At 77.0% G+C, this 25,017-nt stretch carries 25 protein-coding genes; 15 read left to right on the forward strand and 10 right to left on the reverse strand.

What is annotated here, in order from left to right:
• Nucleotides 1-34: 34 nt before the first annotated feature.
• From pabB to BLS67_RS14055, 4 genes are read right to left on the reverse strand one after another with little or no spacing between them, the layout of a single operon-like run.
• Nucleotides 35-1,768, reverse strand: a complete 1,734-nt coding sequence (pabB, locus tag BLS67_RS14040; RefSeq protein ID WP_091246251.1) for an aminodeoxychorismate synthase component I — start codon at nt 1,766-1,768, stop codon at nt 35-37.
• Nucleotides 1,765-2,511, reverse strand: coding sequence for an adenosylcobinamide-GDP ribazoletransferase (locus BLS67_RS14045; RefSeq protein WP_091246255.1), 747 nt, complete (start codon nt 2,509-2,511; stop codon nt 1,765-1,767). The genes pabB and BLS67_RS14045 overlap by 4 nt, the downstream gene beginning before the upstream one ends.
• Entirely contained in the window at nt 2,508-3,029 is a 522-nt protein-coding gene (gene cobU / locus BLS67_RS14050) for a bifunctional adenosylcobinamide kinase/adenosylcobinamide-phosphate guanylyltransferase (RefSeq protein ID WP_091246258.1), read from the reverse strand. The genes BLS67_RS14045 and cobU overlap by 4 nt, the downstream gene beginning before the upstream one ends.
• Nucleotides 3,026-3,562 carry a histidine phosphatase family protein gene (locus BLS67_RS14055; RefSeq protein WP_091246260.1) on the reverse strand — a complete coding sequence of 179 codons (537 nt, stop codon included), beginning with the start codon at nt 3,560-3,562 and terminating at the stop codon, nt 3,026-3,028. Before BLS67_RS14055 ends, cobU begins: the two co-directional genes overlap by 4 nt.
• Nucleotides 3,563-3,598: 36 nt before the next feature.
• Between BLS67_RS14055 and BLS67_RS14060 the strand changes: the two genes are divergently transcribed.
• Nucleotides 3,599-4,426 carry a Fic family protein gene (locus tag BLS67_RS14060; RefSeq protein ID WP_242654079.1) on the forward strand — a complete coding sequence of 276 codons (828 nt, stop codon included), beginning with the start codon at nt 3,599-3,601 and terminating at the stop codon, nt 4,424-4,426.
• A 29-nt stretch (nt 4,427-4,455) separates the two neighbouring features.
• Entirely contained in the window at nt 4,456-5,478 is a 1,023-nt protein-coding gene (locus BLS67_RS14065) for an aldo/keto reductase (protein ID WP_091246262.1), read from the forward strand.
• On the opposite strand, the gene BLS67_RS14070 is transcribed toward BLS67_RS14065, so the two are convergent.
• Genes BLS67_RS14070 through BLS67_RS14090 form a run of 5 tightly spaced genes read right to left on the reverse strand, consistent with a single transcriptional unit; the run spans nt 5,456 to nt 9,876 of the window.
• A complete protein-coding gene (locus tag BLS67_RS14070; RefSeq protein ID WP_242654080.1) occupies nt 5,456-5,881 on the reverse strand; it encodes a YkvA family protein in 426 nt (141 codons plus the stop codon). The genes BLS67_RS14065 and BLS67_RS14070 overlap by 23 nt on opposite strands.
• Nucleotides 5,881-7,293, reverse strand: a complete 1,413-nt coding sequence (gene argG, locus BLS67_RS14075; protein WP_091246265.1) for an argininosuccinate synthase — start codon at nt 7,291-7,293, stop codon at nt 5,881-5,883. The genes BLS67_RS14070 and argG overlap by 1 nt, the downstream gene beginning before the upstream one ends.
• Nucleotides 7,294-7,322: 29 nt before the next feature.
• Nucleotides 7,323-7,970: a response regulator gene (locus BLS67_RS14080; RefSeq protein ID WP_091246268.1), complete on the reverse strand. Its 648-nt coding sequence runs from the start codon at nt 7,968-7,970 to the stop codon at nt 7,323-7,325.
• Nucleotides 7,967-9,079 carry a MacS family sensor histidine kinase gene (macS, locus tag BLS67_RS14085; RefSeq protein ID WP_091246272.1) on the reverse strand — a complete coding sequence of 371 codons (1,113 nt, stop codon included), beginning with the start codon at nt 9,077-9,079 and terminating at the stop codon, nt 7,967-7,969. The genes BLS67_RS14080 and macS overlap by 4 nt, the downstream gene beginning before the upstream one ends.
• Nucleotides 9,079-9,876 (reverse strand): HAD family hydrolase, encoded by a 798-nt coding sequence (locus BLS67_RS14090; RefSeq protein ID WP_091246274.1) that lies wholly within the window; start codon nt 9,874-9,876, stop codon nt 9,079-9,081. Before BLS67_RS14090 ends, macS begins: the two co-directional genes overlap by 1 nt.
• 126 nt (nt 9,877-10,002) lie before the next feature.
• On the opposite strand from BLS67_RS14090, the gene ssd reads away from it, so the two are divergent.
• The 7 genes from ssd (at nt 10,003) to BLS67_RS14120 (ending at nt 14,733) form a co-directional block, all read left to right on the forward strand.
• A complete protein-coding gene (gene ssd, locus BLS67_RS24120) occupies nt 10,003-11,073 on the forward strand; it encodes a septum site-determining protein Ssd (RefSeq protein ID WP_207500582.1) in 1,071 nt (356 codons plus the stop codon).
• Complete coding sequence (locus BLS67_RS24125; RefSeq protein WP_207500583.1) at nt 11,066-12,199, forward strand: TadA family conjugal transfer-associated ATPase; 1,134 nt, start codon at nt 11,066-11,068, stop codon at nt 12,197-12,199. The genes ssd and BLS67_RS24125 overlap by 8 nt, the downstream gene beginning before the upstream one ends.
• Entirely contained in the window at nt 12,196-12,960 is a 765-nt protein-coding gene (locus BLS67_RS14100; protein WP_091246277.1) for a type II secretion system F family protein, read from the forward strand. Before BLS67_RS24125 ends, BLS67_RS14100 begins: the two co-directional genes overlap by 4 nt.
• The gene (locus BLS67_RS14105; protein WP_091246280.1) at nt 12,957-13,661 is read left to right on the forward strand and encodes a type II secretion system F family protein; all 705 of its coding nucleotides are present in this window, start codon (nt 12,957-12,959) and stop codon (nt 13,659-13,661) included. The genes BLS67_RS14100 and BLS67_RS14105 overlap by 4 nt, the downstream gene beginning before the upstream one ends.
• A 141-nt stretch (nt 13,662-13,802) precedes the next feature.
• Nucleotides 13,803-13,985 (forward strand): DUF4244 domain-containing protein, encoded by a 183-nt coding sequence (locus tag BLS67_RS14110; RefSeq protein WP_091246282.1) that lies wholly within the window; start codon nt 13,803-13,805, stop codon nt 13,983-13,985.
• A 2-nt stretch (nt 13,986-13,987) separates the two neighbouring features.
• Nucleotides 13,988-14,347, forward strand: coding sequence for a TadE family type IV pilus minor pilin (locus BLS67_RS14115; RefSeq protein ID WP_242654081.1), 360 nt, complete (start codon nt 13,988-13,990; stop codon nt 14,345-14,347).
• Nucleotides 14,344-14,733 (forward strand): Rv3654c family TadE-like protein, encoded by a 390-nt coding sequence (locus BLS67_RS14120; RefSeq protein WP_091246285.1) that lies wholly within the window; start codon nt 14,344-14,346, stop codon nt 14,731-14,733. The genes BLS67_RS14115 and BLS67_RS14120 overlap by 4 nt, the downstream gene beginning before the upstream one ends.
• 11 nt (nt 14,734-14,744) lie before the next feature.
• Here BLS67_RS14120 and BLS67_RS14125 read toward each other — a convergent pair whose 3' ends face one another.
• Nucleotides 14,745-17,318, reverse strand: a complete 2,574-nt coding sequence (locus BLS67_RS14125) for a DEAD/DEAH box helicase (protein ID WP_242654082.1) — start codon at nt 17,316-17,318, stop codon at nt 14,745-14,747.
• 156 nt (nt 17,319-17,474) lie between these two features.
• Here BLS67_RS14125 and BLS67_RS14130 point away from each other — a divergent pair, with 156 nt between their 5' ends.
• The 6 genes from BLS67_RS14130 (at nt 17,475) to BLS67_RS14155 (ending at nt 24,987) form a co-directional block, all read left to right on the forward strand.
• Complete coding sequence (locus BLS67_RS14130) at nt 17,475-17,792, forward strand: hypothetical protein (protein WP_091246287.1); 318 nt, start codon at nt 17,475-17,477, stop codon at nt 17,790-17,792.
• Entirely contained in the window at nt 17,789-19,309 is a 1,521-nt protein-coding gene (locus tag BLS67_RS14135) for an alpha/beta hydrolase (protein ID WP_091246290.1), read from the forward strand. The genes BLS67_RS14130 and BLS67_RS14135 overlap by 4 nt, the downstream gene beginning before the upstream one ends.
• 133 nt (nt 19,310-19,442) lie before the next feature.
• Nucleotides 19,443-22,358 carry a type I DNA topoisomerase gene (gene topA / locus BLS67_RS14140; protein ID WP_091246293.1) on the forward strand — a complete coding sequence of 972 codons (2,916 nt, stop codon included), beginning with the start codon at nt 19,443-19,445 and terminating at the stop codon, nt 22,356-22,358.
• A 16-nt stretch (nt 22,359-22,374) separates the two neighbouring features.
• Nucleotides 22,375-23,136: a class I SAM-dependent methyltransferase gene (locus tag BLS67_RS14145; RefSeq protein WP_242654083.1), complete on the forward strand. Its 762-nt coding sequence runs from the start codon at nt 22,375-22,377 to the stop codon at nt 23,134-23,136.
• 37 nt (nt 23,137-23,173) lie between these two features.
• Nucleotides 23,174-23,809, forward strand: a complete 636-nt coding sequence (gene tmk / locus BLS67_RS14150; RefSeq protein ID WP_091246298.1) for a dTMP kinase — start codon at nt 23,174-23,176, stop codon at nt 23,807-23,809.
• Complete coding sequence (locus BLS67_RS14155; RefSeq protein ID WP_207500585.1) at nt 23,806-24,987, forward strand: DNA polymerase III subunit delta'; 1,182 nt, start codon at nt 23,806-23,808, stop codon at nt 24,985-24,987. Before tmk ends, BLS67_RS14155 begins: the two co-directional genes overlap by 4 nt.
• Nucleotides 24,988-25,017 lie beyond the last annotated feature (30 nt).

Here is a 25,017-nt window from a genome sequence, read left to right on the forward strand (position 1 = left end):
GACGTCCTGCGCAGCAGCCGTGCGTCCCATCGGCTCAGCCGGACCCCGACGGTGCGAGCAGGACGGCGGGGCGGTGGCCGCGCAGGGAGCTGGCCACCGCCAGCTCCTGCGCGGCGTGCAGGTCGGCCACGGTCAGCACCCGCTCCTGCAGCGCCCCCTCGGCGAGCAGCCGCGCGCGGGCGGTGCCCGGTAGGCAGCCCGAGGTCGTCGGCGGGGTCCACCACCGGCCCCCGAGCTGTACGCAGAGGGTGGCGATCGTGGTCTCGGTGACCTCGCCGCGCTCGTTCACCAGCACCACGTCGTCGGCCCCGGGGTGCCGGGCCGCGGCTGCGGTGTAGACGTCGCGGCGGGTGGTCTTGTGCTGCAGCCACGGGTCGGCCGAGTCCACCGGCACGGTGTCCACCGCCAACCGCACCGGGCCGGTGGGGGCCGGCGGGTCGGTCACCACCACCTGCACGCGGCCCGCGCGGTCGAGGGTCACCCGCACCCGGCTCGCCGTCCGGCCGGCGACGGCCTCCTCCAGCGCGACGACCACCTCGACGTGGTCGCAGGCGAAGCCGCAGTACGCCGCCGAGTCGGTCAGCCGGGCGAGGTGCTCGGGCAGGTGGGTGAAACCGCCGGCGGCGGTGTGCCCCAGGGTCTCCAGCAGCTCGAACTCCGCGGTCGGGGCGGTGAGCACCGCCGCCTTGGCGCGCAGCTCGCGGCGCTCGGCGGCGGCGTCCGAGCTCCAGGTGATGCCCCCGCCGGCGCCGTAGACGGCCTCGCCGTGCGCGACGACCGCCGTCCGGATGGCGACGGAGAACCGGCCCTCGACCGGCGCACCGGGTGGGGCCAACCAGCCCACGGCCCCGCAGTAGACCCCGCGCGGCGACTCCTCGAGTGCGGCGATCGCCTGCATGGCCGCGGCCTTGGGGGCGCCGGTCACCGACCCGCAGGGGAAGGTGGCCGCCAGCAGCTCGACCAGCCCGACGTCGGGGCGCAGCGTGGCCCGCACCTCGCTGACCAGCTGCCACACGGTCGGGTACCGCTCGAGGGCGAACAGCTCGGCCACCTCGACGCTGCCGGTCTCCGCCACCCGGCCCAGGTCGTTGCGCAGCAGGTCCACGATCATCACGTTCTCGGCCCGCTCCTTCGGGCTGGCCAGCAGGGCCGCGGTGGCGGCGCGGTCCTCGGCCGTCGTCCGGCCGCGGGGCGCCGTGCCCTTCATCGGCCGCGTGCGCACCCGGCGGCCGGCCCACTCGAGGAACAGCTCCGGGCTGGCCGAGGCGATCGTGTGCGTGCCGGTGTCCAGCAGGGCGCCGTACGCGCACCGCTGGGCGCGCACGAGGGCGGCGTGCAGCGCGGCCGGGTCGGGGCAGGGCGCGCGCAGCCGGTCGGTCAGGTTCACCTGGTAGGTCTCCCCGGCGGCGACCAGCTCGCGCACCTGCTCGACCGCACGGGCGTGCTCGTCGTCGGTGCGGTCCAGCCGCCAGGCCAACGGGGAACCGCCGGGCGCGAGGGCGGGCGTCGGCGTCGGCGCGGTGGTGAGCCCGAACCAGACCAGCGGCGGGTCGTCGCGCCCGGGCGGCCGGACGGCGAGCGAGGGGTCCAGCCCGGGCGCCGCCTCGTAGGAGAGGAACCCGTACGCCCACGCCCCCGCGGCGACCGCCTGCTGGACCTCGCGCAGCACCGGGACGATGTCGGCCACCGCCGTGGCGACGACGGTGCGGGTGGGGGCGCCGAACGCCAGCGCGGTGCCGGCCACCAGGTCGTCGAAGCGGGCGGTCACCGGGTCAGGAGCACCGCAGCGGCCAGCAGGGTGGCGGTGGTGGTGACCTCGCCGGCGGCGCCCATCACGTCGCCGTTCACCCCGCCCAGCCGGGCACGCGCCCGGCGGTGCAGCAGCTCGCCGGCGGCCAGGCCGAGGACGGCGGCCCCCACCAGCCGCAGCCCGGCAGCGGCGTCGCCCAGCCACACCGCGGTCCCCAGCACGCACAGGACGGCGACCGCCGCGCACCCGGCCAGCCACACCCGCGAGACCGTGCCGGCCACCGCGGCGCCCAGGGACGAACCGGCGGCCACCGGCACCCCGGGCAGGCCGCAGCGCGACATCGCGAGCCGGGCGGCCACGACCGCCGTCCACAGCGCGAGCCAGCCGCCGTCCAGGGTGAGCAGCTGGGCCAGGCAGGCCACCTGCAGCAGCAGCGTCAGCACCAACGTGGCGACGCCGAAGGGCCCGACGTCCCCGGCCCGCATGACCTCCAGCGCCCGCTCCCGGCCACGCAGCGGACCCAGGCCGTCGGCGGTGTCGGCCAGGCCGTCCAGGTGCAGACCCCGGGTCGACCAGGCCAGCAGCGCCACGGCCAGCACGGCCCCGACCAGCGGCGAGGCGTACCGGGCGCCCAGCCAGCCGGTCAGCGACGCCAGGTCGCCCAGCACCAGGCCGACCAGCGGCGCCCACGGCAGCACGCCCCGCGGCGACGGGTTGCCCGGCACCCGCGCGACGGTCAACCAGGCGAAGGCGGCCCTCACCGCAGGCGCTGGGGCAGCCCGGCGACGACGAACCACACCTCGTCGGCGGTGGCGGCCAACCGCTGGTTCACCGACCCCAGGGTGTCCCGGAACAACCGGCCCGACGCCGTCTCCGGCACGACGCCCAGGCCCACCTCGTCGCTGACCGCCACCACGTGCGCCGGGGTCATCACCCACGCCTCGAGCAGCTCGTCGACCCGCCGCGAGAGCCGGTCGGCGGCCCGCTGCCCGCCGTCCCAGACCCCGCTGGCGTCCATCATCGCGGTCACCCAGGTGGTCACCGAGTCGACCAGGTAGGTGCCGGGCAGCACGAGCTCGCCGGGGTTGGTGGTCTCCTTCGTCGTCCAGCTCGCCGGCCGGCGGGCGCGGTGCGCGGTGATCCGCTCCTGCCACTCGGCGTCGTCCGGGCGCGGGTCGGACGTGGCCAGGTAGGTGACGTCGTCCCGGCCCTCGAGCAGGGACTCGGCGTGCGCGGACTTGCCCGACCGCGAGCCGCCGAGCACCAGGGTGCGGCTCACAGCTCGAGCCGGGTGATCGAGCCGTTGTGCGGGGTCACGTGCGGCATGGCCTCGGGGCCGTCGCCGGCCACCACCGCCTGGGCGGCCCGGATGGTGTCGCCGTGGGTGACGAGGGCGACGACGTCGGCGGGCGGCCGCGCCTGCAGGTCTGCGAGGTAGTCGGCGACCCGGGCGTGCAGCTGGGCCAGCGACTCGCCGCCGTCGGCCGACCAGTGCACGTCGGTCCAGTCGACGAGGTCCCACAGCTCGCGGGAGGGCCGGCCCTCCAGCACGCCGTAGCCCTGCTCGCGCAGCGCGGGTGTGGTGGTGAACCGGCGGCCGGTGGCCGCCATGCAGTGCTCGGCGGTCTGGACGGCGCGGTGCAGATCGCTGGCCACCATGGCGCCGGGCCCGGCGGCCTTCAGCTGGGCGGCCGCCCCGCGGGCCTGCTCGTGGCCCAGCTCGGTCAACGGCACGTGCGCCGTCTGCCCCTGCATGAGGCCGGCGGCGTTCCAGGTGCTCTGTCCGTGCCGGACGAGCAGGAGCGTGGTCATCGAGGGGGAGCCTAGGGGCGCCGCTACCGTCGCAGCGTGACGATCCCCATGCGGCCCCCCACGGACGGCCCCGGTGCCGCGGGCCTCGGCACCCGTCGGGCGGCCCCGCGTCCCACCCGGCCGACCGGACCGGACCCGCTGGCGCCGCTGCTGGACCTCCCGGGCGTGCGCGACGCCGCCGACGCCGCCCGCACCGCCGTCGACCGGTTGCTCGGGCACAAGGTGCTGCGCCGGGAGTCCGCGGGCGTCAGCTCCGAGTCGGCGCTGCGCGGGGCCCGCGCCTCGGCGTCGCTCGAGGGCGTCGACGTCCCGCTGGCGCAGGTGCGCACCGGCGACGTCAGCGAGCCGACCCTGCAGGGCGCGCTCCGGGTGTCGGTCGCGCTGGGTTCGATGGTCGACACCTGGGACCGCGCGCCGGGCCAGGTGCTGGCCCGCATGCACGTGCTGGCCGCCGCCGACCTGGTGCCCACCGCCGACCTGGGCCGGCCGTCGGTGCAGGCCAGCGGCCGCCTGGGCGGGGTGTTCGGCCTGATCACCGGCGCGACGACGGCGCCCGCGGTGCTGATCGCCGCGGTGGTGCACGGCGAGCTGGCCGCGGTCGAGCCCTTCGCCGTCGGCAGCGGTGTGGTGGCCCGGGCCGCCGGCCGGCTGACCGGCATCGCCCGCGGCCTGGACCCGAAGGCCGTGTCGGTCCCGGAGGTGGGCTTCGCCGAGCTGGGCGCCCCCGCGTACGCCGAGGCGCTGGCCGGTTACCGCAGCGGCACGGCCGACGGCGTCGCCGGCTGGCTGGCCCACTGCTGCCGCGCCACCGAGCTCGGCGCCGTCGAGGGCCTGGCCATCTGCGAGTCCCTCCTCCGCGGGTAGTCCCCCTCCGGAACGGGCAGGGTGGGGGCATGCGTTCACTCACCGTCGACGGACTCGGCCCTGTCTCCCGGATCGGGTTGGGCACCTGGCAGTTCGGGTCCCGGGAGTGGGGCTACGGCGACGACTACGCCGACGCCGGGGCCACCGCGATCGTCCGGCGGGCCCTGGAGCTGGGCATCACCCTGTTCGACACCGCCGAGGTGCACGGGCCGGGCAAGAGCGAGCGGATCCTGGGCGCGGCGCTGGGGGAGCAGCGCGACGACGTCGTCCTGGCCTCGAAGGTGCTGCCGATCGCCCCGTTCCCCAAGCTGGTGCGCAAGGCGTGGCAGGGCAGCGCGCAGCGGCTCGGGGTGCGCCGCATCCCGCTGTACCAGGTGCACCAGCCCAACCCCGTCGTCCCGGACACCGTGACGATGAAGGGCATGGGCGCGTTGCTCGACGAGGGCCGCATCGGCGCCGTCGGCGTCTCGAACTACACCCTCGACCGGTGGCGGCTGGCCGACGAGGCCCTGGGCCGGCCGGTCATCAGCAACCAGGTCGAGTTCTCCCTCGCCGCCGCCGGTCCGCTCGACGACCTGGTGCCCTTCGCGGAGGCCGAGGACCGCCTGGTCATCGCCTACAGCCCGCTCGCCCAGGGGCTGCTCGGCGGGAAGTACGGCGTGGACAACCGCCCCGGCGGCGTGCGGGCGATGAACAAGCTGTTCGGCACCGAGAACCTGCGCCGGGTCGAGCCGCTGCTGGCTGTGCTGCGCGAGGTCGCCGACGCGCACCACGTGGCCCCGGCGCAGGCGGCGCTGGCCTGGCTCCTGGCCCAGCCCCGCACCGTGGCCATCCCCGGGGCCTCGAGCGTGGAGCAGCTGGAGTTCAACGCCGCTGCCGCCGACCTCGACCTCGCCGCCGACGAGGTGGCGGCGCTGACCGCCGCGGCCCGCGCCTTCGACCCGCAGTCGACCGTCAGCACCCTGGCCGAGCGGGCCAAGGAGGAGGCCGGGCCGCTGCTGGAGCGGGCGACCCCCGTGCTCGACCGGGTCAGGCAGGCCCTGAAGCGCTGATCCCGGCCAGCCGGCGCACCAGCTGCAGGCCGGTCGTGCTGCCCGGCCAGTGCCGGTCCAGCGCCTCCGGGCCGGCGGCGCGCACGACCGAGCGCAGCACGAGCGCGACCACCACGGCGTCGTCGGCGTACCCGATCACCGGGACCACGTCGGGCACCAGGTCCACCGGCGAGGCCAGGTAGACCAGCAGCAGCCCCAGCCGCACGCGGACGCCGCGGGGCAGCGACCCGTCGCCGGCCAACCGCTTGATGAACCGGACGACGTCGGGCAGCAGCCGCAGCGCCTCGCGGGCGGAGACGGTGTCGGGGTGCAGCCGGGCGTACCCCCACAGCAGCGCGAGCAGGACGACGTAGAGCAGCACCGACCCGGCCAGCACGCCGAGCAGCAGCTGCCACCACGCCACTAGTCGTTCCCGACCTCCATGGCGGCGCGGTCGAGCATCTGGTCCTCCTCGGAGGCCTCGCCGCGGGAGGCGATGGCGTCCGCGCCGCCGGCCTCGAGGTCGCCCACCAGGTCGGCGTGCGAGCCCAGCATGCCGATCGCGGCGTACTGCTCGAGCTTCGACCGGGAGTCGGCGATGTCCAGGTTCCGCATGGTCAGCTGGCCGATCCGGTCGACCGGCCCGAAGGCGGAGTCGGTCGTGCGCTCCATCGAGAGCTTGTCCGGGTGGTAGCTGAACGAGGGACCGTCGGTCGTGAGGATCGTCCAGTCCTCACCGCGCCGCAGCCGCAGCGTGACCGACCCGGTGATCGCCGCACCCACCCAGCGCTGCAGGGACTCCCGCAGCATCAGCCCCTGCGGGTCCAGCCAGCGCCCCTCGTACATGAGCCGGCCGAGCCGACGGCCCTCGCGGTGGTAGGTCTCGAGGGTGTCCTCGTTGTGGATGGCGTTGACCAGCCGCTCGTAGGCGATGTGCAGCAGCGCCATGCCCGGCGCCTCGTAGACCCCGCGGCTCTTGGCCTCGATGATCCGGTTCTCGATCTGGTCGCTCATGCCCAGGCCGTGCCGGCCGCCGATCGCGTTCGCCGCCAGCACCAGGTCGACGTCGGAGTCGAAGCGCGCGCCGTCGATGCTCACCGGGCGGCCCTGCTCGAAGCCGATCGTGACGTCCTCGGGCTCGATCTCGACCGACGGGTCCCAGAACCGCACGCCCATGATCGGCTGCACGGCCTCCAGCGGGACGTCCAGGTGCTCGAGGGACTTCGCCTCGTGGGTGGCACCCCAGATGTTGGCGTCGGTGGAGTAGGCCTTCTCGGTGGAGTCGCGGTAGGGCAGGTCGTGGGCGACCAGCCACTCGCTCATCTCCTTGCGGCCGCCGAGCTCGGTGACGAAGTCGGCGTCCAGCCACGGCTTGTAGATCCGCAGGCTCGGGTTGGCCAGCAGCCCGTAGCGGTAGAACCGCTCGATGTCGTTGCCCTTGAAGGTCGAGCCGTCGCCCCAGATCTGCACGCCGTCCTCGAGCATCGCGCGCACCAGCAGCGTGCCGGTGACCGCGCGGCCCAGCGGGGTGGTGTTGAAGTAGGCGCGCCCACCCGAGCGGATGTGGAAGGCGCCGCAGGTCAGCGCGGCCAGGCCCTCCTCGACCAGCGCGGCGCGGCAGTCGACCAGCCGCGAGAGCTCGGCGCCGTACTGGGCCGCACGACCGGGGATCGACCCGATGTCGGTCTCGTCGTACTGGCCGATGTCGGCGGTGTACGTGCAGGGCACCGCGCCCTTGTCGCGCATCCAGGCGACCGCCACGGAGGTGTCGAGACCCCCGGAGAAGGCGATGCCGACACGCTCGCCGACGGGCAGGGACGTCAGGACCTTGGACACGGTTGGAGATTATGCACCCTGCCGCATGGTCATGCAGTGTCGGGGTCGGCCAGCCCGTGCTCGATGGCGTAGCGGGTCAGCTCGACCCGGTTGTGCAGCTGCAGCTTGCGCAGGGTGTTCTGCACGTGGTTCTCGACCGTGCGGTGGCTCAGCACCAGCCGCTCGGCGATGGCCTTGGCCGACAGCCCGCGGCTGACCAGCTTGAGCACCTCGGTCTCGCGGTCGGTCAGCCGGGGGGCGCCGTCGTCCGGGCCGGCCTGCAGCCGCCGGTACTCACCCAGCAGCAGCCCGGCCAGGCCGGCGGAGAAGACCGCGTCGCCGGCCGCCGTGCGGGTCACCGCGTCGGCCAGCTCGTCGGCGGACGAGGACTTCACGAGGTAGCCCGACGCCCCGGCCTTGACCGCCTCCAGGACGTCGACCTGCTCGGCGCTGGCCGAGAGCACGAGCACCCGGGTGGTCGGCAGGGCGGCCACGACGTCGCGCGTGGCGTCGACACCCGACCCGGTGCCCAGCTGCAGGTCCATGACCACGACGTCGGGGCGCACGGCCAGCGCCCGGCGCACCGCGGCGCCGGCGTCGCCGGCCGTGGCCACCACCTCGAACCCGCGGGCGACCAGGTCGCGCTCGACGGCCTCGCGCCACATCGGGTGGTCGTCGACCACCATCACCGTCGTCATCGGTCGGTCCCCCTCGGGATCGTGAGCTCCCATTCGGTGCCCTGGCCCGGGCCGGTGTGCAGGACGGCGGACCCGCCCAGGTCGGCCAGCCTGCCGCAGATCGACGAGCGCACGCCGTGGTGGCCCTCGCGCTCGGCGACCGGCAGCCGGCCCTCGGCGATGCCGGGGCCGTCGTCGCGGACCACCACGACCACCTCGTCGTCGGCCGGCTCCAGCGACACCCAGGCGTGCGCCCCGGGGGCGTGCTCGACGGTGTTGGCCAGCGCCTCGCGGACCGCGGCGGTGACCTCGGCCGTGGTGTGCGCGGCCAGCTCGACCGGTTCGGCCGGGCCGGCCACCTCGACGTCGGGGGTCGCCAGCAGGCGCAGCGCCGTGCCCAGGTCGGCCGTGCCCACGGCCACCTCGGGGCCGGTGGTGAGCAGGCCGCGGAGGGCGACCTCCTGCACGGCGGCCAGCCGGGTCAGCTCGGGGTCGCCCCCGCGGCGCCGCACGGCGGCCAGCACCTGCAGCACGCCGTCGTGCACCGCCCGACCCAGCCGCTCGCGCTCCGCCGCCGCCGCCTGGGCGGCCGCCGCCTCGCGCAGGGCCAGCTCGGCCCGCCGGGTGATGGTGGCGGCGTACCCCAGCAGGACGGCGGTGAGGACCAGCAGCGTCAGGTTGAACACCTCGCGGTCGCCGACGTAGCCGCGCAGCGCGGTCACCGCCGCCCAGACCACCAGCGCACCGACCAGGCCGCCGTCCCGACCGCGGACCAGGCCCATGGCCAGGGCCGGGCCGGCCACCCAGATCGAGGTGACGATCGGGGCGCCCTCGCCGAACGCGCCGGCCGGCTGGGTGGCCAGCGTGGCGGCCAGCAGCAGCACGGTCACCCCGAGGTCGAGCAGGGTCATCCGGGTGCGACGACCCGCGGCGCGGCTGTAGGCGGCGGTGACCACCACCGTCCAGACCGCCATCGCGGCCAGCACCGCCAGCGGCGCGACCATCCCCGGGTAGTCCGTCCGCTCCCGGAACCACCCCAGGACGGCGAGCACCCAGGCCACCAGCCGGAAGGCCACCACCACGCGCCACAGCGGCGCGAGCAGGTCGCGGTGCCGGAGCTCGGCGACCATCAGGCGCGCAGGGCCCGCCGGCGCACGAACCAGGCCAGCCCGACGACGGCGGCGCCCACGCCGACCGCCGCACCGGTGACCACCTGGGTGCGCTGGGTCGTGCGGGAGCTCAACGCCACCGGTCGGCGGAACTCCAGCACCGGCCACCCCCGCTCGGCCGCGGCCCGGCGCAGGCCCCGGTCGGGGTTCACCGCCGTGGGGTGGCCGACCGCCTCGAGCATGGGCAGGTCGGTGATCGAGTCGGAGTAGGCGTGGCAGTCGGCCAGGTCGTACCCGCGCTCGGCGGCCACCTCGCGCATGGCCTGCGCCTTGCCCTCGCCGTAGGCGTAGAACTCGATCTCGCCGGTGTAGCGCCCGTCGACCACCACCATGCGGGTGGCCACCACCCGGTCCACCCCGAGCATCTCGCCGATCGGCTCGACCATCTCGGCGCCGCTGCTGGAGACGATCACCACCTCGCGACCGGCCGCCCGGTGCGCCTCGACGAGGTCGACGGCCTCGGCGTAGACCAGCGGGTCGACGATCGAGTGCAGGGTCTCCCGGACGATGTCGTGCACCACGTCCACCTGCCACCCGGTGCACATCGCGGTGATCTGCGCCCGCATGCGCTCCATCTGCACCGCGTCCGCCCCGGCCAGGGAGAACACGAACTGCGCGTAGGCGCCCTTGAGCACCGCGCGCCGGTTGATCAGCCCGCCCTGGAAGAACGGCCGGCCGAAGGCCAGCGTGCTGGACTTGGCGATCACGGTCTTGTCCAGGTCGAAGAACACCGCGCTGCGGGGTCCGTCGGGTCTCATGGGGCACGAGGCTAGGGCTAGCAGACCCCGCCGACCTCCGGCACGCCGTCGTCCACACCCGGAGGGGTTGTCCACAGATCCTCGCCGGACCCGCCACGGACCACCGCGGTGGCGCTCACTGCCCGGGTGGACGAACGCACCGGACCCCATCCCCTCGTCATCAGCTCCGACGACGGCCTGGTCGACGAGCTGCTGCACCTGCTCGCGGCGGCCGGCACCATCCCGGAGCTGACCCACGGCGGCGCCGCGCTGCGCCGGGCCCACCGGGCGGCGCCGCTGGTGGTGCTCGGCGCCGATGCGCTGGGCGCGGCCGCCGTCCGGGCCCTGCCGCGGCGGCCCGGCGTCGTGGTGGCCAGCCGGGCGGAGCTCGACGGCGAGGGCTTCGAGGCGGCGCTGGCGGTCGGCGCCGAGCGGGTCGTGGTGCTGCCCCGCGACGAGGGCTGGTTGGTCGAGCGGGCGGCCCGGGCGGTCCGCGACCCGGTCGAGCCGGGGGCCCTGCTGGTCGTCTCCGGGGCGTGCGGCGGTGCGGGGGCCAGCACGTTGGCGACAGCGCTCGCGCTGTCCGTGCCGGGGGAACGGGGTGCCGTCCTGGTCGACACCGACCCGGGCGGCGGCGGGCTGGACCTGCTGCTGGGGGCCGAGTGGGCCGACGGTCTGCGCTGGCCCGACCTCGCCGGGCTCCGCGGTCGGGTCGACGGCGCCGCGGTCGTCGCCTCCCTGCCGCACGCCCACGGGGTGCACGTCCTGGCACCGTCGCGGGAGGTGCCGTCCGCGGTGCCGCCCGGTGCGCTCGCCGCGGTGGTCGCGGCGGCGCGGGCCGACGGGCACCCGGTGGTCGTCGACCTCCCGCACCGGGCCGACCCCGGGGTCGCCGAGCAGGTGCTCGCCGACGCCGACCTCGCCGTGCTCGTGGTGCCCGGCCGGGTGCGGGCGCTGGCCGCCGCCGGGGCGCTGCTGGCCGACCCCGCCTGGGGGCGGGCCGCGCTGGTCGCCCGCACCTCGCCCGGTGGGCTGGGTCCGGCCGAGATCACGACCGCCCTGGGGCGCCAGGTGGTCGCCGAGCTGGTGCACGACCGCTCCGCACCGGCCCGCGGTGAGCGGGGCGAGCCACCCCAGGTGGGGGCGCGCACCCCGCTGGGCCAGGTGGTCCGCCGGCTGCTCACGGCCGGTGCCGCCGGTGCGGTGGTCCGTGCCTGAGCCGCTGGTCGACCGGGTGCGGGCCCGGTTGGCCACCGGCGCCACCCGGCCCGACCAGGCCACGGTCGCCGCGCTGGTCCGGCAGGAGAGCGCCGGGCTGCTCGGGGACGGCGACGTGCTCACCGCCGTCCGCGCCGCGGTCGACGAGTTCGCCGGTGCCGGGGTCCTCGAACCGCTGCTGCGCACCCCGGGCACCACCGACGTGCTCGTGGTCGGGCCCGACCACGTCTGGGTCGACCGCGGGGCCGGTCTCGAGCGCGCGGCGGTCCGGTTCGTCGACGACGACGCGGTCCGTCGGCTCGCGGTGCGGTTGGCCGGGTCCGCCGGACGCCGGCTCGACGACGCCGCGCCGTGGGTCGACGTCGGCCTGCCCGACGGCACCCGGCTGCACGCGGTGCTGCCCCCGGTCTCCGGCAGCGGCACCTGCCTGTCCCTCCGGGTGCTGCGGCGGGCCCGGCTGGCGCTCCCGGACCTCGTCGCCGCGGGCTCGCTGCCCGGCCGGTCGGCGGAGCTGCTCACCGCCGTGGTGCGGCAGCGGGTCGCGTTCCTGGTCACCGGTGGCACCGGCACGGGCAAGACGACGCTGCTCTCGGCGCTGCTGGGGCTGGCCGACCCGACCGAGCGGCTGCTGCTCTGCGAGGACGCCGCCGAGCTCGACCCGGCCCACCCGCACGTCGTCCGGCTGCTGACCCGCCCGGCCAACGTGGAGGGCGTGGGGGCGGTCGGCCTGCGCGACCTGGTGCGGCAGGCCCTGCGGATGCGTCCCGACCGGCTGGTCGTGGGGGAGGTCAGGGGAGGCGAGGTCGTCGACCTGCTGGCCGCGCTCAACACCGGGCACGACGGCGGGTGCGGCACCCTGCACGTCAACCGGGCCGGCGACGTCCCCGCCCGGCTCGAGGCCCTGGGCACCGCCGCCGGGCTGGACCGGGCCGCGGTGCACAGCCAGGCCGCCGCCGCGCTGTCGGTCGTGGTCCACCTGCGCCGCGCACCGACGGGGCGTCGGGTCGACGAGATCGGCCTGGTCCACCGGGACGGCGAGCTCGTGCGGGTGGTCCCGGGGTGGCGGGCCGACGGCGGCAGCGCGCCGGCCGCCGGCGGGCTGGCCGACCTGCTCGGGCTGCCGTGACCGGCGCCCTGCTGTGCCTGGCGGCGGCCGCGCTCTGCTGGCCCCGGGTGGTGGTCCTCGCCCGGCTGCGGCCCGGACGACGGCCGGCCCGGCCGGAGGTGCCGCTGACCTGGGCGGCCGTCGCCGGCGCGGGGGCGCTCGGTGCGGTGCTGAGCACGCCGGTGGTGGCCGGGGTGGCCGCCGCCGGGGCGTGGGGAGCCGCCCGGGCGTGGCGGTCGGGGGCGCGGTCCCGGGACGCGCTGGACCAGGTGCGGGCGCTGGCCGAGGCACTGGGTGTGCTGGCCGCCGAGCTCCGGGCCGGCCGCTCGCTGGCCGACGCCACGGGTACGGCGGTGGGGAGCTGCCCGCACCCGGTGGCCGCGGCGGCGCTGGCCCCCGCCCTGGGCGCGGCGACGGTGGTCGCCGACCTGCCGGACGAGGCCCGGGCAGCGCTGGCCCGGGTGGTCACCGCAGCCCGGGTCAGCGCCCGCACCGGGTGCTCGTTGGCCGCCGTGGTCACCGCTGCCGAGGACGACCTGCGCGCCGGGTTGCGCACCCGGGCCGAGCTGGGCGCCGCCCTGTCCGGTCCGCGCGCCTCCGCCGTCGTGCTGGCCGGCCTGCCCGTGCTCGGGCTGCTCATGGGCGCCGGCATCGGCGCCGACCCGTGGCGGGTGCTGACCACGACCCCGGTCGGCACCGTCCTGCTCCTGGTCGGGGTGGGGCTGGAGGCGGCCGGCATCACCTGGTCGGGCCGGTTGGCCGACCGGGCGGCGCGGGCATGACCGTCCTCCTCCTGCTCGCGTCGGCGCTCGTGGTGTGGCCACGGGCACCGGGGCCGGCAGCGCGGCTGACCCGGCCCGGGCCCGTCGTGGCGGTCGTCGGCGAGCCGGCCGGCCCCCTCCGGCGCTGGGGTCTCGGTGCCCTGGCCGGGGGCGTCGTCCTGGTCGTGGGCGGTGTCGGGCCGGGGTCGGTGCTGCTGGCCGCGGGGGTGGCCGTCGGTGTCGAGCGGTGGGCCCGTCGGGACGCGGCCGCCGGGCCGGACGACGGCGTCCGGGTCCGCGACGACCTGCCGCTGGTGTGCGACCTGCTGGCGGTGTGCCTGGCCGCCGGCACCCCGGTGCCGGGTGCCGTCGGCGCGGTGGCGACGGCGACCGGGGGACCGCTGGGCCGGGCCCTGGACGTCGTGGCCGGGCGGTTGCAGCTGGGCGCACCGGCCCGCACCGCCTGGCACGACGTGCCCGCCGACGCCGCGGCGCTGGCCCGGGTGGTCGTGCGGGCGGGGGAGTCCGGGTCCTCGGTGGTCCCGGCGCTGCAGGCGCTGGCCGCCGACCTGCGGGTGGCCCGGCGGTCGGCCACGGCCGCCGCGGTGCAGCAGGCCGGGGTGTGGGTGCTGGCGCCGCTGGGGCTGTGCTTCCTGCCGGCCTTCCTGTGCCTGGGCGTCGTCCCGCTGGTGCTGGGCATCGCCGAGGACGTCCTGGGATGAGCACACCGACGCCGGTCGTGCTCGCCGTCGTCCACATCCGGGGGCGCCGTCCACAGATGTGCGCGACCCGGCCCGGGGACCCCTGGCGGGCCCGAGGGTCGGGGAGTGGCCCGACGAGCGGGCCGGTCGAGGAGGCAGGACATGGCGCGGTGGTGGCGGCGACTGGTCGCGGACCCGGAGGACGGGATGAGCACGGCGGAGTACGCCGTCGGGACGGTGGCGGCGTGCGCGTTCGCCGCGGTGCTCTACCAGGTGGTCACCGGCGACTCGGTGGTCGCCGGGCTGGGCGCTCTGGTGTCCCGGGCGCTCGCGACGCTGGCCTGAGCGTGGCCGCCGCCCGGTCCCGCGAGCAGGGGATGGTCACCGCGGAGACGGCGGTGGTGCTGCCGGTCCTGCTGCTCGTGCTGGCCGCGGCCGTCGCCGCGGTCGTGCTGGTGGGCGCCCAGCTGCGGTGCGTCGACGCGGCACGGGAGGGGGCCCGGGCGGCGGCCCGCGGGGAGAGCGCGACGACGGTCGTGGAGCTGGTCGACCGGGCCGGGCCGCACGGCGCCACCGTGCGCACCGGCACGGCCGGGGACCGGGTCACGGTGACCGTCTCGGCCCGGGTCCGCCCCCTGGGCCCGGTGCCGCTGGCCCTCACGGTGTCCGCGGCTGCGACGGCGCTCGTGGAACCGGGTGCCGGGTGAGCGGCGACCGGGTGCGGGGGGCGGACCGGGGGGAGCGGGGGTCGGCGACGGTGTGGACCGTGGCCCTGGCCGCGGTGCTCGCGCTGGTCGGTGCCGCGACGGTGCTGGTCGGTGCCGCCGTGGTGGCCCGGCACCGGGCCGGGGCGGCGGCCGACCTCGCCGCCCTCGCGGTCGCCGGGCGGGCCGTGCTGGGCGACCCGGCCGCGTGCGACACCGGTCGCGCCGTCGCGCAGGCCAACGGCGCCGACCTGACCAGCTGCACGGTCGGGCCCGACGCCGTGGTCGCGGTCGAGGTGGCCGTCCCGGTCCAGCTGGGCCCGGTCGGGGTCACCCAGGCCGCGGGTCGCGCCCGGGCCGGGCCGGTGCCGCGGGGCGCCGACCCCTGAGGTGGCACGGCTCAGAAGACCAGGTCGTCCTCGGGCGGCTCGGCGAACGGGTCGTCCTCGGCCGCCGGCGGGTCGGCGGCGTCGGGCTGCGGGCGGCGGCGCACCGCCCGGACCGCGGGGGCGGCCCCCAGCTGGGCGCGGCGGCGCAGAGCCCGCGAGTGCGCCGCCGACGTCCCGGCGCGTGCCTGCGCGAACGCGCCGCCGAGCCCCCGGGGGTCGTCGTCCTCGGGGGTGTCCGCCGGCCCGTCGACGTCCCCGGCCGCGGCCAGCTCGTCGAGGACGACGTCGAGCACCCGCACTGCGCCGGCCTTGTCCAGCGGGTCGTTGCCGTTGCCGCACTTGGGCGACTGCACGCACGAGGGGCAGCCGGACTCGCACTCGCAGGTGGCCACCGTCGCCCGGGTGGCCGTCAGCCACCGGCGAAGCACCGCGTGCCCGCGCTCGGCGAACCCCGCGCCGCCGGGGTGGCCGTCGTAGACCACGATCGTCGCCGCGCCGGTGTCCGGGTGCAGCGCGGTCGACACCCCACCGAGGTCCCAGCGGTCGCAGGTGGCCAGCAGCGGCAGGATGCCGATCGCGGCGTGCTCGGCGGCGTGCAGGGCGCCGGGCAGCTCGCGGTCGTCCACCTCGGCGCGCTGGATCGCGCGCTCGTCCAGCGTCAGCCACACCGCGCGGGTGCGCAGCTGACGGGCCGGCAGGTCCAGCGGGAACTCCGCGAGCACCTCGCCGGTGCCCAGCCGGCGGCGCTGGTAGGCCACCACCTGGTTGGTCACGTCGACGGTGCCGGTGTGCGCGGTGACCGTGCCCAGCCGCCGGGTGGTGGCGACGTCCACGATCGACAGGTCGGTGACGTCGCGGGCGACCGTCGTCCACTCGGGGCTCTCGGGGTGCACGGCGGCGCAGGCGTCCTCGACGTCGAGCTCGTCGACCACGTAGGTCTCGCCGCGGTGCACGTAGAGCGCGCCGGTGTGCACCGCCGAGTGGGCCGCGTCGCCGTCCACGGTGCCCAGCAGCCGGCCGGTCGAGCCCTCGACGATCGACACCGGCTCGGCACCGGAGCCGCGGATGTCGACGTCGGGCCGGCCGCGACCGGCCCAGTACCACCCGGTCGGGCGCCGGCGCAGCTGACCGGCCGCCACCAGCTCGTCCAGCGCGGCCCGGGCGACCGGGCCGCCGAACAGCTCCAGCTCGTCGTCGGTGAGCGGCAGCTCGGCCGCCGCGCAGCACAGCTGCGGCCCGAGCACGTAGGGGTTGCCGGGGTCGGTGACGGTCGCCTCGACCGCCCGGCCGAAGACCGCCTGGGGGTGGTGGGCCAGGTAGTGGTCCAGCGGGTCGTCGCGGGCGACGAAGACCACCAGCGACTCCCGCTGCGCGCGCCCGGCCCGGCCGGCCTGCTGCCACAGCGAGGCCAGGGTGCCCGGGTAGCCGGCGAGCAGCACGGCGTCGAGCCCGGCGATGTCGATGCCCAGCTCGAGGGCGTTGGTCGTCGCCACCCCCAGCAGCTCCCCGGCCGACAGCGACCGCTCGAGCTCGCGGCGCTCCTCGGGCAGGTAGCCGCCCCGGTAGGAGTCGACCCGGCGGGCCAGGTCGCCGCGGCCGCGGTCGACGAGGATCCGCCGCGCCTGGTCGGCGACGGACTCCGCCGACCGGCGGGACCGGACGAAGGCCAGCGTGCGGGCGCCCTGCTGCACCAGGTCGGCGAGCAGCCCGGCCGCGTCGGCGGCGGCCGACCGGCGGAGGGGGGCGCCGTGCTCACCGGTGCGCTCGGTCAGCGGCGGCTCCCACAGCGCGAAGGTGGCACCGGGCCGCGGCGAGCCGTCCTCGGTCACGGCCGTGACGGGTGCCCCGACCAGCCGGGAGGCGGCCAGCGCCGGGTCGGCCACGGTGGCCGAGGCCAGCACGAACACCGGGTCGGCGCCGTAGCGCCGGCAGATCCGCTGCAGCCGGCGCAGCACGTGGCCCACGTGCGAGCCGAACACCCCGCGGTAGGCGTGGCACTCGTCGACCACCACGTAGGCCACCCGGCGCAGGGTCGAGGACCAGCGCTGGTGGGCCGGCAGGATGCCGCGGTGCACCATGTCCGGGTTGGTCACGATCCACCGCGCGTGCCGGCGCACCCAGTCGCGCTCCTCCTGCGGGGTGTCGCCGTCGTAGGCCGCGGGCCGGACGCCGGGGGGCGCCAACCCGGCCACCGCGGCGAGCTGGTCGCGGGCCAGCGCCTTCGTGGGGGCCAGGTAGAGCACGCAGGCCCGCGGGTCGGCGGCGAGCGCGGCGAGGGCGGGCAGCTGGTAGGCCAGCGACTTGCCCGACGCCGTCCCCGTGGCGACCACGACGTGCTGCCCGGCGTGCGCGAGCTCGGCGGCCGCGACCTGGTGCGCCCAGGGTTCCCGGACCCCGCGGGCGGTCAGCCGGGCGCGGAGGTCCGGCGGGGTCCAGGTCGGCCAGCCGTCGTGGGCGGCGGCGCGCACCGGCAGCCGGTGGACGTGGGTGACCGGTGAGTCGTCGTCGGTGGTGCCGGCCAGCAGCGCGGCGAGCAGCTCGTCGCCCGGGAGGTCCCGGGGGAGCGGCGCGGCGGCGGACGTCACCCCTCCACTGTCACACCCGGTGGCAACCCACCAGGCCGGGGCGGCATCTGTGGACGGCGGCCCGCGGTGTGGACGACGGCCCCCTCGTGGTCGTCCCGTCCGGCGACCCTGCCGGCACCGGGCCCACCACGGGCCCACGGAGGCAGGAGGGGCACCGTGCCCGACACCGTGACCATGCAGCTGGACGCCGTCGAGGCCCTGGCGGCCCGGCTCACCGACCTCGGCGCCCAGCTGGCCGCCGACGGCGGGAGCACCCGGGCCGAGGGCGCGCGCCTGGGCCAGGCCCTGACGGGTCCGGCCGCCGAGGAGCTGACGACGACCGGCCTGGGGTGGGCCGACCTGGTCGAGGCGCTCGCCACCCGCGCGCAGTCCGTGGCCACGACGCTGACCGGGGCGGTGGCGTCCTACCGCTCCCTGGACGGGCTGCTCACCGAGCGGATGGGTGCCGGACCGCACGCCGCGGTCGCCCGATGAGCACCGGGTTGTCCGCCGTCGAGTCCTGGGACCTGGCGGCGCTGCGGGGGGCGGTCGGGTCGTTGACCGACGTGCCGGATCGGCTGACCGGGTGGCGGGACCAGGTGGACGGGCTGCGCGACCAGCTGCGGCACGCCGACCTGTGGTCCGGGCCGGCCGCCGACGTGGCCGCCACGGCCCTGGTCGAGCTCTCGTCGGTGGCCGCGGAGGTGCGGGCGGCCCTGGCCGTCAGCGCCGAGGCCCTGGGGTCGGTGGTCGGGCAGGCCGGGACGGCGCAGGAGGAGGCCGCCGCGGCGCGGTCCAGCGCGGCCAGCGGCCCGGTCGAGCTCTCCGACGCCGGGGTCGTGGCGCCGGTCTCGTCGCCGGTGATGGCCGAGGAGCAGCTGCTGGCCGTGGCCGACCGCGAGCGGGCGGCCGCGTGGGCCGAGTCGCACGCCCGCCAGGCGCTGGCCGCGGCCGACGGGGTCCTGGCGGCCGCCCGGGCGTCGGGTGACCCGCTGGCGCCGCTGACCGCCGACGTCGTCGTCCCCGGGTTCGACGGCGTCGCGCTGGCCGCCGCGGTGGTCGGCCCGCCGCTGCCGGTGCCCGCCGTCGACCCGGTCGCCGCGGCGGCCTGGTGGGACGGGCTGACCCCGCTGGAGCGGCGGGCGGTGATCCAGGCCGACCCGGCCGCCGTCGGTGCGCTGGACGGGCTGCCCGCCGCCGCCCGGGACCAGGCCAACCGGCTGCTGCTGGCCGGCGCCCTGGCCGACGTCTCCGCACCGGGCCACGCCGTGGCGGTCACCACCGCCGACGCCCTGGCCGGGTTGGCCGCGGACGGGCGGTCGGCGCAGCTGGTGACGTTCGACGCCGGGGCGGGGCTGGTCGCGCTGTCCACCGGCGACCTGGACACGGCCGAGTCCGTGGCGGTGCTCGTGCCGGGCATCAACACCACGGTCACCGACGACCTGCCCGACGTGGTCGCCGACGCCTCCCGGGTCACCGCCCTGGCCGAGGCGGCTGCACCCGGGCTGGCCGCGGCCGCCGTCGTGTGGCTGGGGTACCGGACACCGACCACCTGGACGGCGCTGTCCGACGGTGCCGCCCGTACCGGAGGGCCGCAGCTGGACCGGACCCTCGACGGCCTGGCCGCGGCCCGCGCCCAGGCGGTCGAGCTGGGTGGTCCCCGGCCACCGCGCACCACGGTCGTCGCCCACAGCTACGGGACGGTGGTCACCGCCCACGCGGCGGACGCCGCGGGTGACCTGGCGGCCGACGCGGTGGTGCTGATGGGCAGCCCCGGGGTGCCGGTGTGGTCGGCCGACGGGTTGGAGGCGCCCGAGGTCTACGGTGCCACGGCCCGGGACGACCTCGTCCCCGAGACGCACGTCTACGGTCGGGTCCCGGGTGACCTGGGGTTCGGCGACACCCAGCTGCCCACCGTCGCCGGGCAGGGGCACAGCGACTACTACGACCCGGCCTACCCGACGCTGCAGGCCGTCGCCGAGGTCGTCGCCGGTACCCGGGAGCACGGCTGAGGGGCCGTCCCGCCGCGCCCGCACGGCCTGCTCGGCGCGGTGGGTCACCCGGCGGTGGCCTACCGTGGCGTCCGCCGAGGGGCGCGCGTCGTCGTCCCGGCACGTGCAGTCAGCACCACCGACAGGAGTCCCCTTGCCCACCAAGACCGCGAAGCCCGCCGCGCAGGCCGACGCCGGCGCTCCCTCGACCCCGCCCCGCAAGCGGGCGGCCGGGGCTCGCGGGGGCAAGCCGCTGGTCATCGTGGAGTCGCCGTCGAAGGCGAAGACCATCGCCGGCTACCTGGGCGACGACTACGTGGTCGAGGCCAGCGTCGGCCACATCCGCGACCTCCCGCGCAACGCCGCCGACGTGCCCGCCGCGCACAAGGGCGAGTCCTGGGCCCGGCTGGGTGTCGACGTCGACAACGGCTTCGTGCCGCTCTACGTGATCAGCCCCGACCGCAAGCAGCAGGTCAGCCGGCTCAAGGCCCTGGTCAAGGACGCCTCCGAGGTCTACCTCGCCACCGACGAGGACCGCGAGGGCGAGGCCATCGCCTGGCACCTGGTCGACACCCTCAAGCCCACCGTCCCGGTGCGGCGCATGGTGTTCCACGAGATCACCCGCGAGGCCATCGCCCGGGCGGTGGCCAGCCCGCGCGAGCTCGACACCGCGCTGGTCGACGCCCAGGAGACCCGCCGCATCCTCGACCGGCTCTACGGCTACGAGGTCTCCCCGGTGCTGTGGAAGAAGGTGCTGCCCAAGCTGTCGGCCGGCCGCGTGCAGTCGGTGGCCACCCGCATCGTCGTGGAGCGCGAGCGGGCCCGCATGCGGTTCACCGCCGCCGACTACTGGAGCCTGACCGGCACCTTCGACGTCGCCGCCGCCGACACCGCGGACGACGGCGAGCCCCGCCACCTGACCGCGAACCTGGTCGCCCTGGACGACAGCCGCATCGCCACCGGCCGCGACTTCGACGCCGACACCGGCGCGGTGGCCAGCAACGTGGTGCACCTGGACGAGGCCGGCGCCCGGGGTCTGGCCGCTCGGCTGGAGAACACCCAGGTCTCGGTCACCCGGGTCGACGAGAAGCGGTACACCCGCCGTCCCTACGCCCCCTTCACCACCTCGACGCTGCAGCAGGAGGCCGGCCGCAAGTTCGGCTGGTCCTCCCAGCAGGTGATGCGCACGGCCCAGCGGCTGTACGAGAACGGGCACATCACCTACATGCGCACCGACTCGACGAACCTGTCCGAGACGGCGCTGCGCGCGGCCCGCACCCAGGCCCGCGAGCTCTACGGCGACGCCTTCGTCCCGGCCGAGGCGCGGCACTACTCGAAGAAGGCCAAGGGCGCCCAGGAGGCGCACGAGGCGATCCGCCCCGCCGGCGACTCCTTCCGCACGCCCGGCCAGCTCGCCGGGCAGCTGGCCCGCGAGGAGTTCCGGCTCTACGAGCTGATCTGGCAGCGCACGGTGGCCTCGCAGATGGCCGACGCGGTCGGGCAGACGGTCACCATCCGGCTGGCCGGGCGCTCCTCGACCGACGAGGTGGCCGAGTTCTCGGCCAGCGGTCGCACCATCACCTTCCCCGGCTTCCTGCGCGCCTACGTCGAGGGCAAGGACGAGGGCGCCGCGGGCGACGACGCCGAGGCCGACGACTCCGAGCGCCGGCTGCCCCGCGTCGAGCGCGGGCAGGTGCTCGACACGTCGAAGCTCGACGCCAAGGGCCACACCACCTCGCCCCCGGCCCGCTACACCGAGCCCAGCCTGACGAAGGCGCTCGAGGAGCTGGGCATCGGCCGGCCCTCCACCTACGCCTCGATCATGCAGACCATCCAGGACCGCGGGTACGTGTGGAAGAAGGGGTCCGCGCTGATCCCGACCTTCATCGCCTTCGCGGTGGTCAACCTGCTCGAGCAGCACTTCGCGGCCCTGGTCGACTACGACTTCACCGCCTCGCTCGAGGGCGAGCTCGACGAGATCGCCGGCGGCACGCTGCGCCGGGTCGACTGGTTGACCGAGTTCTACTTCGGCGGCGAGGGCGGGCACGCCGGCGGCATCGCGGCCTCCGGCGGGCTGAAGTCCGTCGTCGGCCAGCGGCTGGAGGAGATCGACGCCCGCGGGGTCAACTCCATCCCGCTCAAGGCCACCGGCCCCGCCGGCGAGCCGGTCGTGGTCCGGGTCGGCCGGTACGGCCCCTACCTGCAGGCCGGTGGGGACGACGGCGCCCGGGTCTCGATCGCCGACGACATCGCCCCGGACGAGCTGACCGGCGAGAGGGTCCGCGAGCTGCTGGAGGCGCCCTCGGGCGACCGCGAGCTGGGCACCGACCCCGAGAGCGGCCACACCGTGGTGGTCAAGGCCGGCCGCTACGGCCCCTACGTCACCACCGTGGTGCCCGAGGACAGCAAGGAGTCCCCGCGCACCGGCAGCCTGTTCAAGACGATGCAGCCCGAGACGGTCACCCTCGAGGACGCCCTGAAGCTGCTCAGCCTGCCGCGCACGGTCGGCAAGGCCGAGGACGGCGAGGAGATCCAGGCGCTGAACGGACGCTACGGCCCGTACCTGAAGAAGGGCACCGACTCCCGCTCGATCGAGAGCGAGGAGAAGCTGTTCACCACCACGCTGGACGAGGCGCTGGCGATCTTCGCCCAGCCCAAGCAGCGTGGTCGGGCCGCGGCGAAGCCCCCGCTGGCCGAGCTGGGCCCCGACCCGGTCACCAACGGCATGGTCACCGTGCGCGAGGGCCGGTTCGGGCCCTACGTCACCGACGGCGAGTCCAACGCCAGCCTGCGCAAGGGCGACGACCCGCTGACCATCACCCTCGAGCGCGCGGCCGAGCTGCTGGTCGACCGCCGCGAGCGGGCACCGGTGAAGAAGAAGGCGACCAAGAAGGCCGCGGCCAAGAAGGCGCCGGCCAAGAAGGCGACCGCAGCGAAGAAGGCCACCACCGCCAAGGCCACCACCGGCAAGGCGACCGCGGCGAAGAAGACGACCACCCGGAAGACCGCCACGACGGCGGCCGCCCGGACGACGACCAGCGGCGAGGGCGTCGTCCCGGCCGGGAGCTGACCACGGGGGAGATGTCGTGACCGGGAACCTGGAGCCGGTGGCGTGGGACGCCCGGCGGACCTCCTTCGGGTCCGTCGCGGCGGAGTACGCCGCACTGCGCCCGGGCTACCCGGCCGACGCGGTGGCCTTCCTGCTCGGGGCGGCGCCGCGGCGGGTGCTCGACCTGGGCGCGGGCACCGGCCTGCTCACCGACCAGCTGCTGGCCGCCGGGCACGAGGTGGTCGCGGTCGACCCGTCGGCGGACATGCTGGCCCAGCTCTCGGCCCGGCTGCCGCAGGTGCCCACGGCCGTGGGCGGCGCCGAGCAGGTCCCCCTGCCGGACGCGAGCGTGGACGCCGTCGTGGCCGGCCAGGCCGCGCACTGGTTCGACCCGCCGCGGGCCGCACCGGAGCTGCGCCGCGTGCTGCGCCGGGGCGGGGTCGTGGGGTTCGTCTGGAACGTGCGCGACGAGTCGGTGCCGTGGGTGGGGGCGCTCGGTGCCGCGCTGACGGCGGAGACCCGCGACCACGCCGCGGACGAGGGCGTGGTGGCCCGGTTCGCCGCCGAGCTGCCGGCCGACGTGGCCGAGCACGAGTCCCGGGTCGTCCAGCGGTTGACGCCCGAGCAGGTGGTCGCCGGGGTGGCCACCCGCAGCTACGTGGCGGTGATGGCACCGGGGGAGCGCACGGCGTTCCTCGACGGCCTGCGCGACCTGCTGGCCCGCCACCCCGACACCGCCGGCGAGGCGGAGCTCGAGCTGCCCTACGCCACCCACTCCGTCCGGTTGACCCCGCGCTGAGCCAGGTCGTGTCGGACCCCGCCGGTACCGTGGCCGCGTGGCCGGCCCGGGGGTGTTCATCGCGTTCGAGGGCGGCGAGGGCGCGGGCAAGTCCACCCAGGTGGGCCGGCTGGAGGCCTGGCTGACCGGCCGCGGCGTGCCGGTGCGCACCACCCGCGAACCCGGCGCCACCGACCTCGGCGGCACGGTGCGCTCGATCGTGCTCGACCCGGCGAACACGGGGCTCTCGGCCCGGGCCGAGGCGCTGCTCTACGCCGCCGACCGCGCCCAGCACGTCCACGAGGTCGTCGCCCCCGCGCTGGCCGCGGGCCAGGTGGTGGTCACCGACCGGTACGTCGACAGCTCGCTGGCCTACCAGGGCGCCGGCCGCTCGTTCGACCTGGCCGAGATCGCGTCGATCTCCCGCTGGGCCACCGAGGGGCTGGTGCCCGACCTCACCGTCCTGCTCGACCTGCCGCCCGAGACCGGGTTGGCCCGCGCCCGAGGCCGAGCCGCGGCCGACCGGCTCGAGGGCGAGTCCGTGCAGTTCCACCAGCGGGTCCGCGACACCTTCCGCGCCCTCGCCGCGGCCGAGCCCGACCGCTACCTGGTCCTCGACGCGACCGCCGACCCCGACGCCCTGGCCGGTGCCGTCGCGGCCGGGGTGGGCGCGCTGCTGGGGGAGCGGCGGTGAGCGCGCTGCCCGAGGGCGTGTGGCGCGACGTCGTCGGCCAGCCCGCCGCGGTGGCCGAGCTGCAGCAGGCGGTCGCGCACCCGGCGTCCATGACCCACGCCTGGCTGTTCACCGGCCCGCCCGGCTCGGGCCGGTCGGTGGCCGCCCGCGCGTTCGCGGCCGCCCTGCAGTGCCCCGACGGCGGCGACGGCACCTGCCACGCCTGCACGACCGCGCTGCGCGGTACGCACGCCGACGTCCGGGTGGTCGCCCCCGAGGGGTTGTCGATCGGGGTCGCCGAGGTGCGCGAGATCGTCCGGATGGCCGGCCGGGCACCGTCCCAGGGCCGGTTCCAGGTGGTCATCGTCGAGGACGCCGACCGCATGACCGAGCCGGCCGCCAACACCGTCCTGAAGATGCTCGAGGAACCCCCGCCGCGCACGGTCTTCCTGCTCTGCGCCCCCTCCCTGCACCCCGACGACGTCCCGGTCACCATCCGCTCGCGCTGCCGGGTGGTGTCGCTGCGCACCCCGCCGGCCGAGGCCGTCGCCGAGGTGCTCACCCGGCGCGACGGCGTCGAGCCGAGCCTGGCCGCGTGGTCGGCCGCGGCAGCGGGTGGGCACGTCGGCCGCGCCCGGCGGTTGGCCCGCGACGAGGACGCCCGGGCGGCCCGCGCAGCTGTGCTCGACGTCCCCCGGTCGCTGACCAGCCTGGCCGCGTGCCTGCAGGCCGCCGACGGTCTGGTCGCCACCGCGGCGGCCGAGTCCCTGGCGGCGTCGACGGCCATCGACGGCGCTGAGACCGAGGCCGTCAAGGCCTCCCTCGGCGTGGGCGCGCGCGGCCCGGGGGTGGCTGCGGCCTCCCGCGGCGCGGGCCAGCTCAAGGAGCTGGAGAAGAAGCAGAAGTCGCGGGCCACCCGCATCGGCCGCGACTCCCTGGACCGCGCGCTCGTCGACCTCGCCGCGTTCTACCGGGACGCGCTGCTGATCGCCACGGTGCGCGGCGCCGTGGACCGCGTGCCGCACCTCAACCACCCCGACCGCGCGGCCGATGCCCTCGAGCTGGCCCGGGCGATCGGCGCCGAGGGGGCGCTGCGCCGCATCGACGTCGTGCTCGCCGCCCGCACGGCGCTCGAGCAGGCGGTGAAGCCGCAGATCGCCATCGAGGCGATGTGCGTGGCCCTCCGGCTGCCGGCGTGACACCCCGACACCGGTGCACCGGCGGCGACC

This window comes from Klenkia soli, from assembly GCF_900103975.1.
Classification (GTDB): Bacteria; Actinomycetota; Actinomycetes; order Mycobacteriales; family Geodermatophilaceae; genus Klenkia; species Klenkia soli.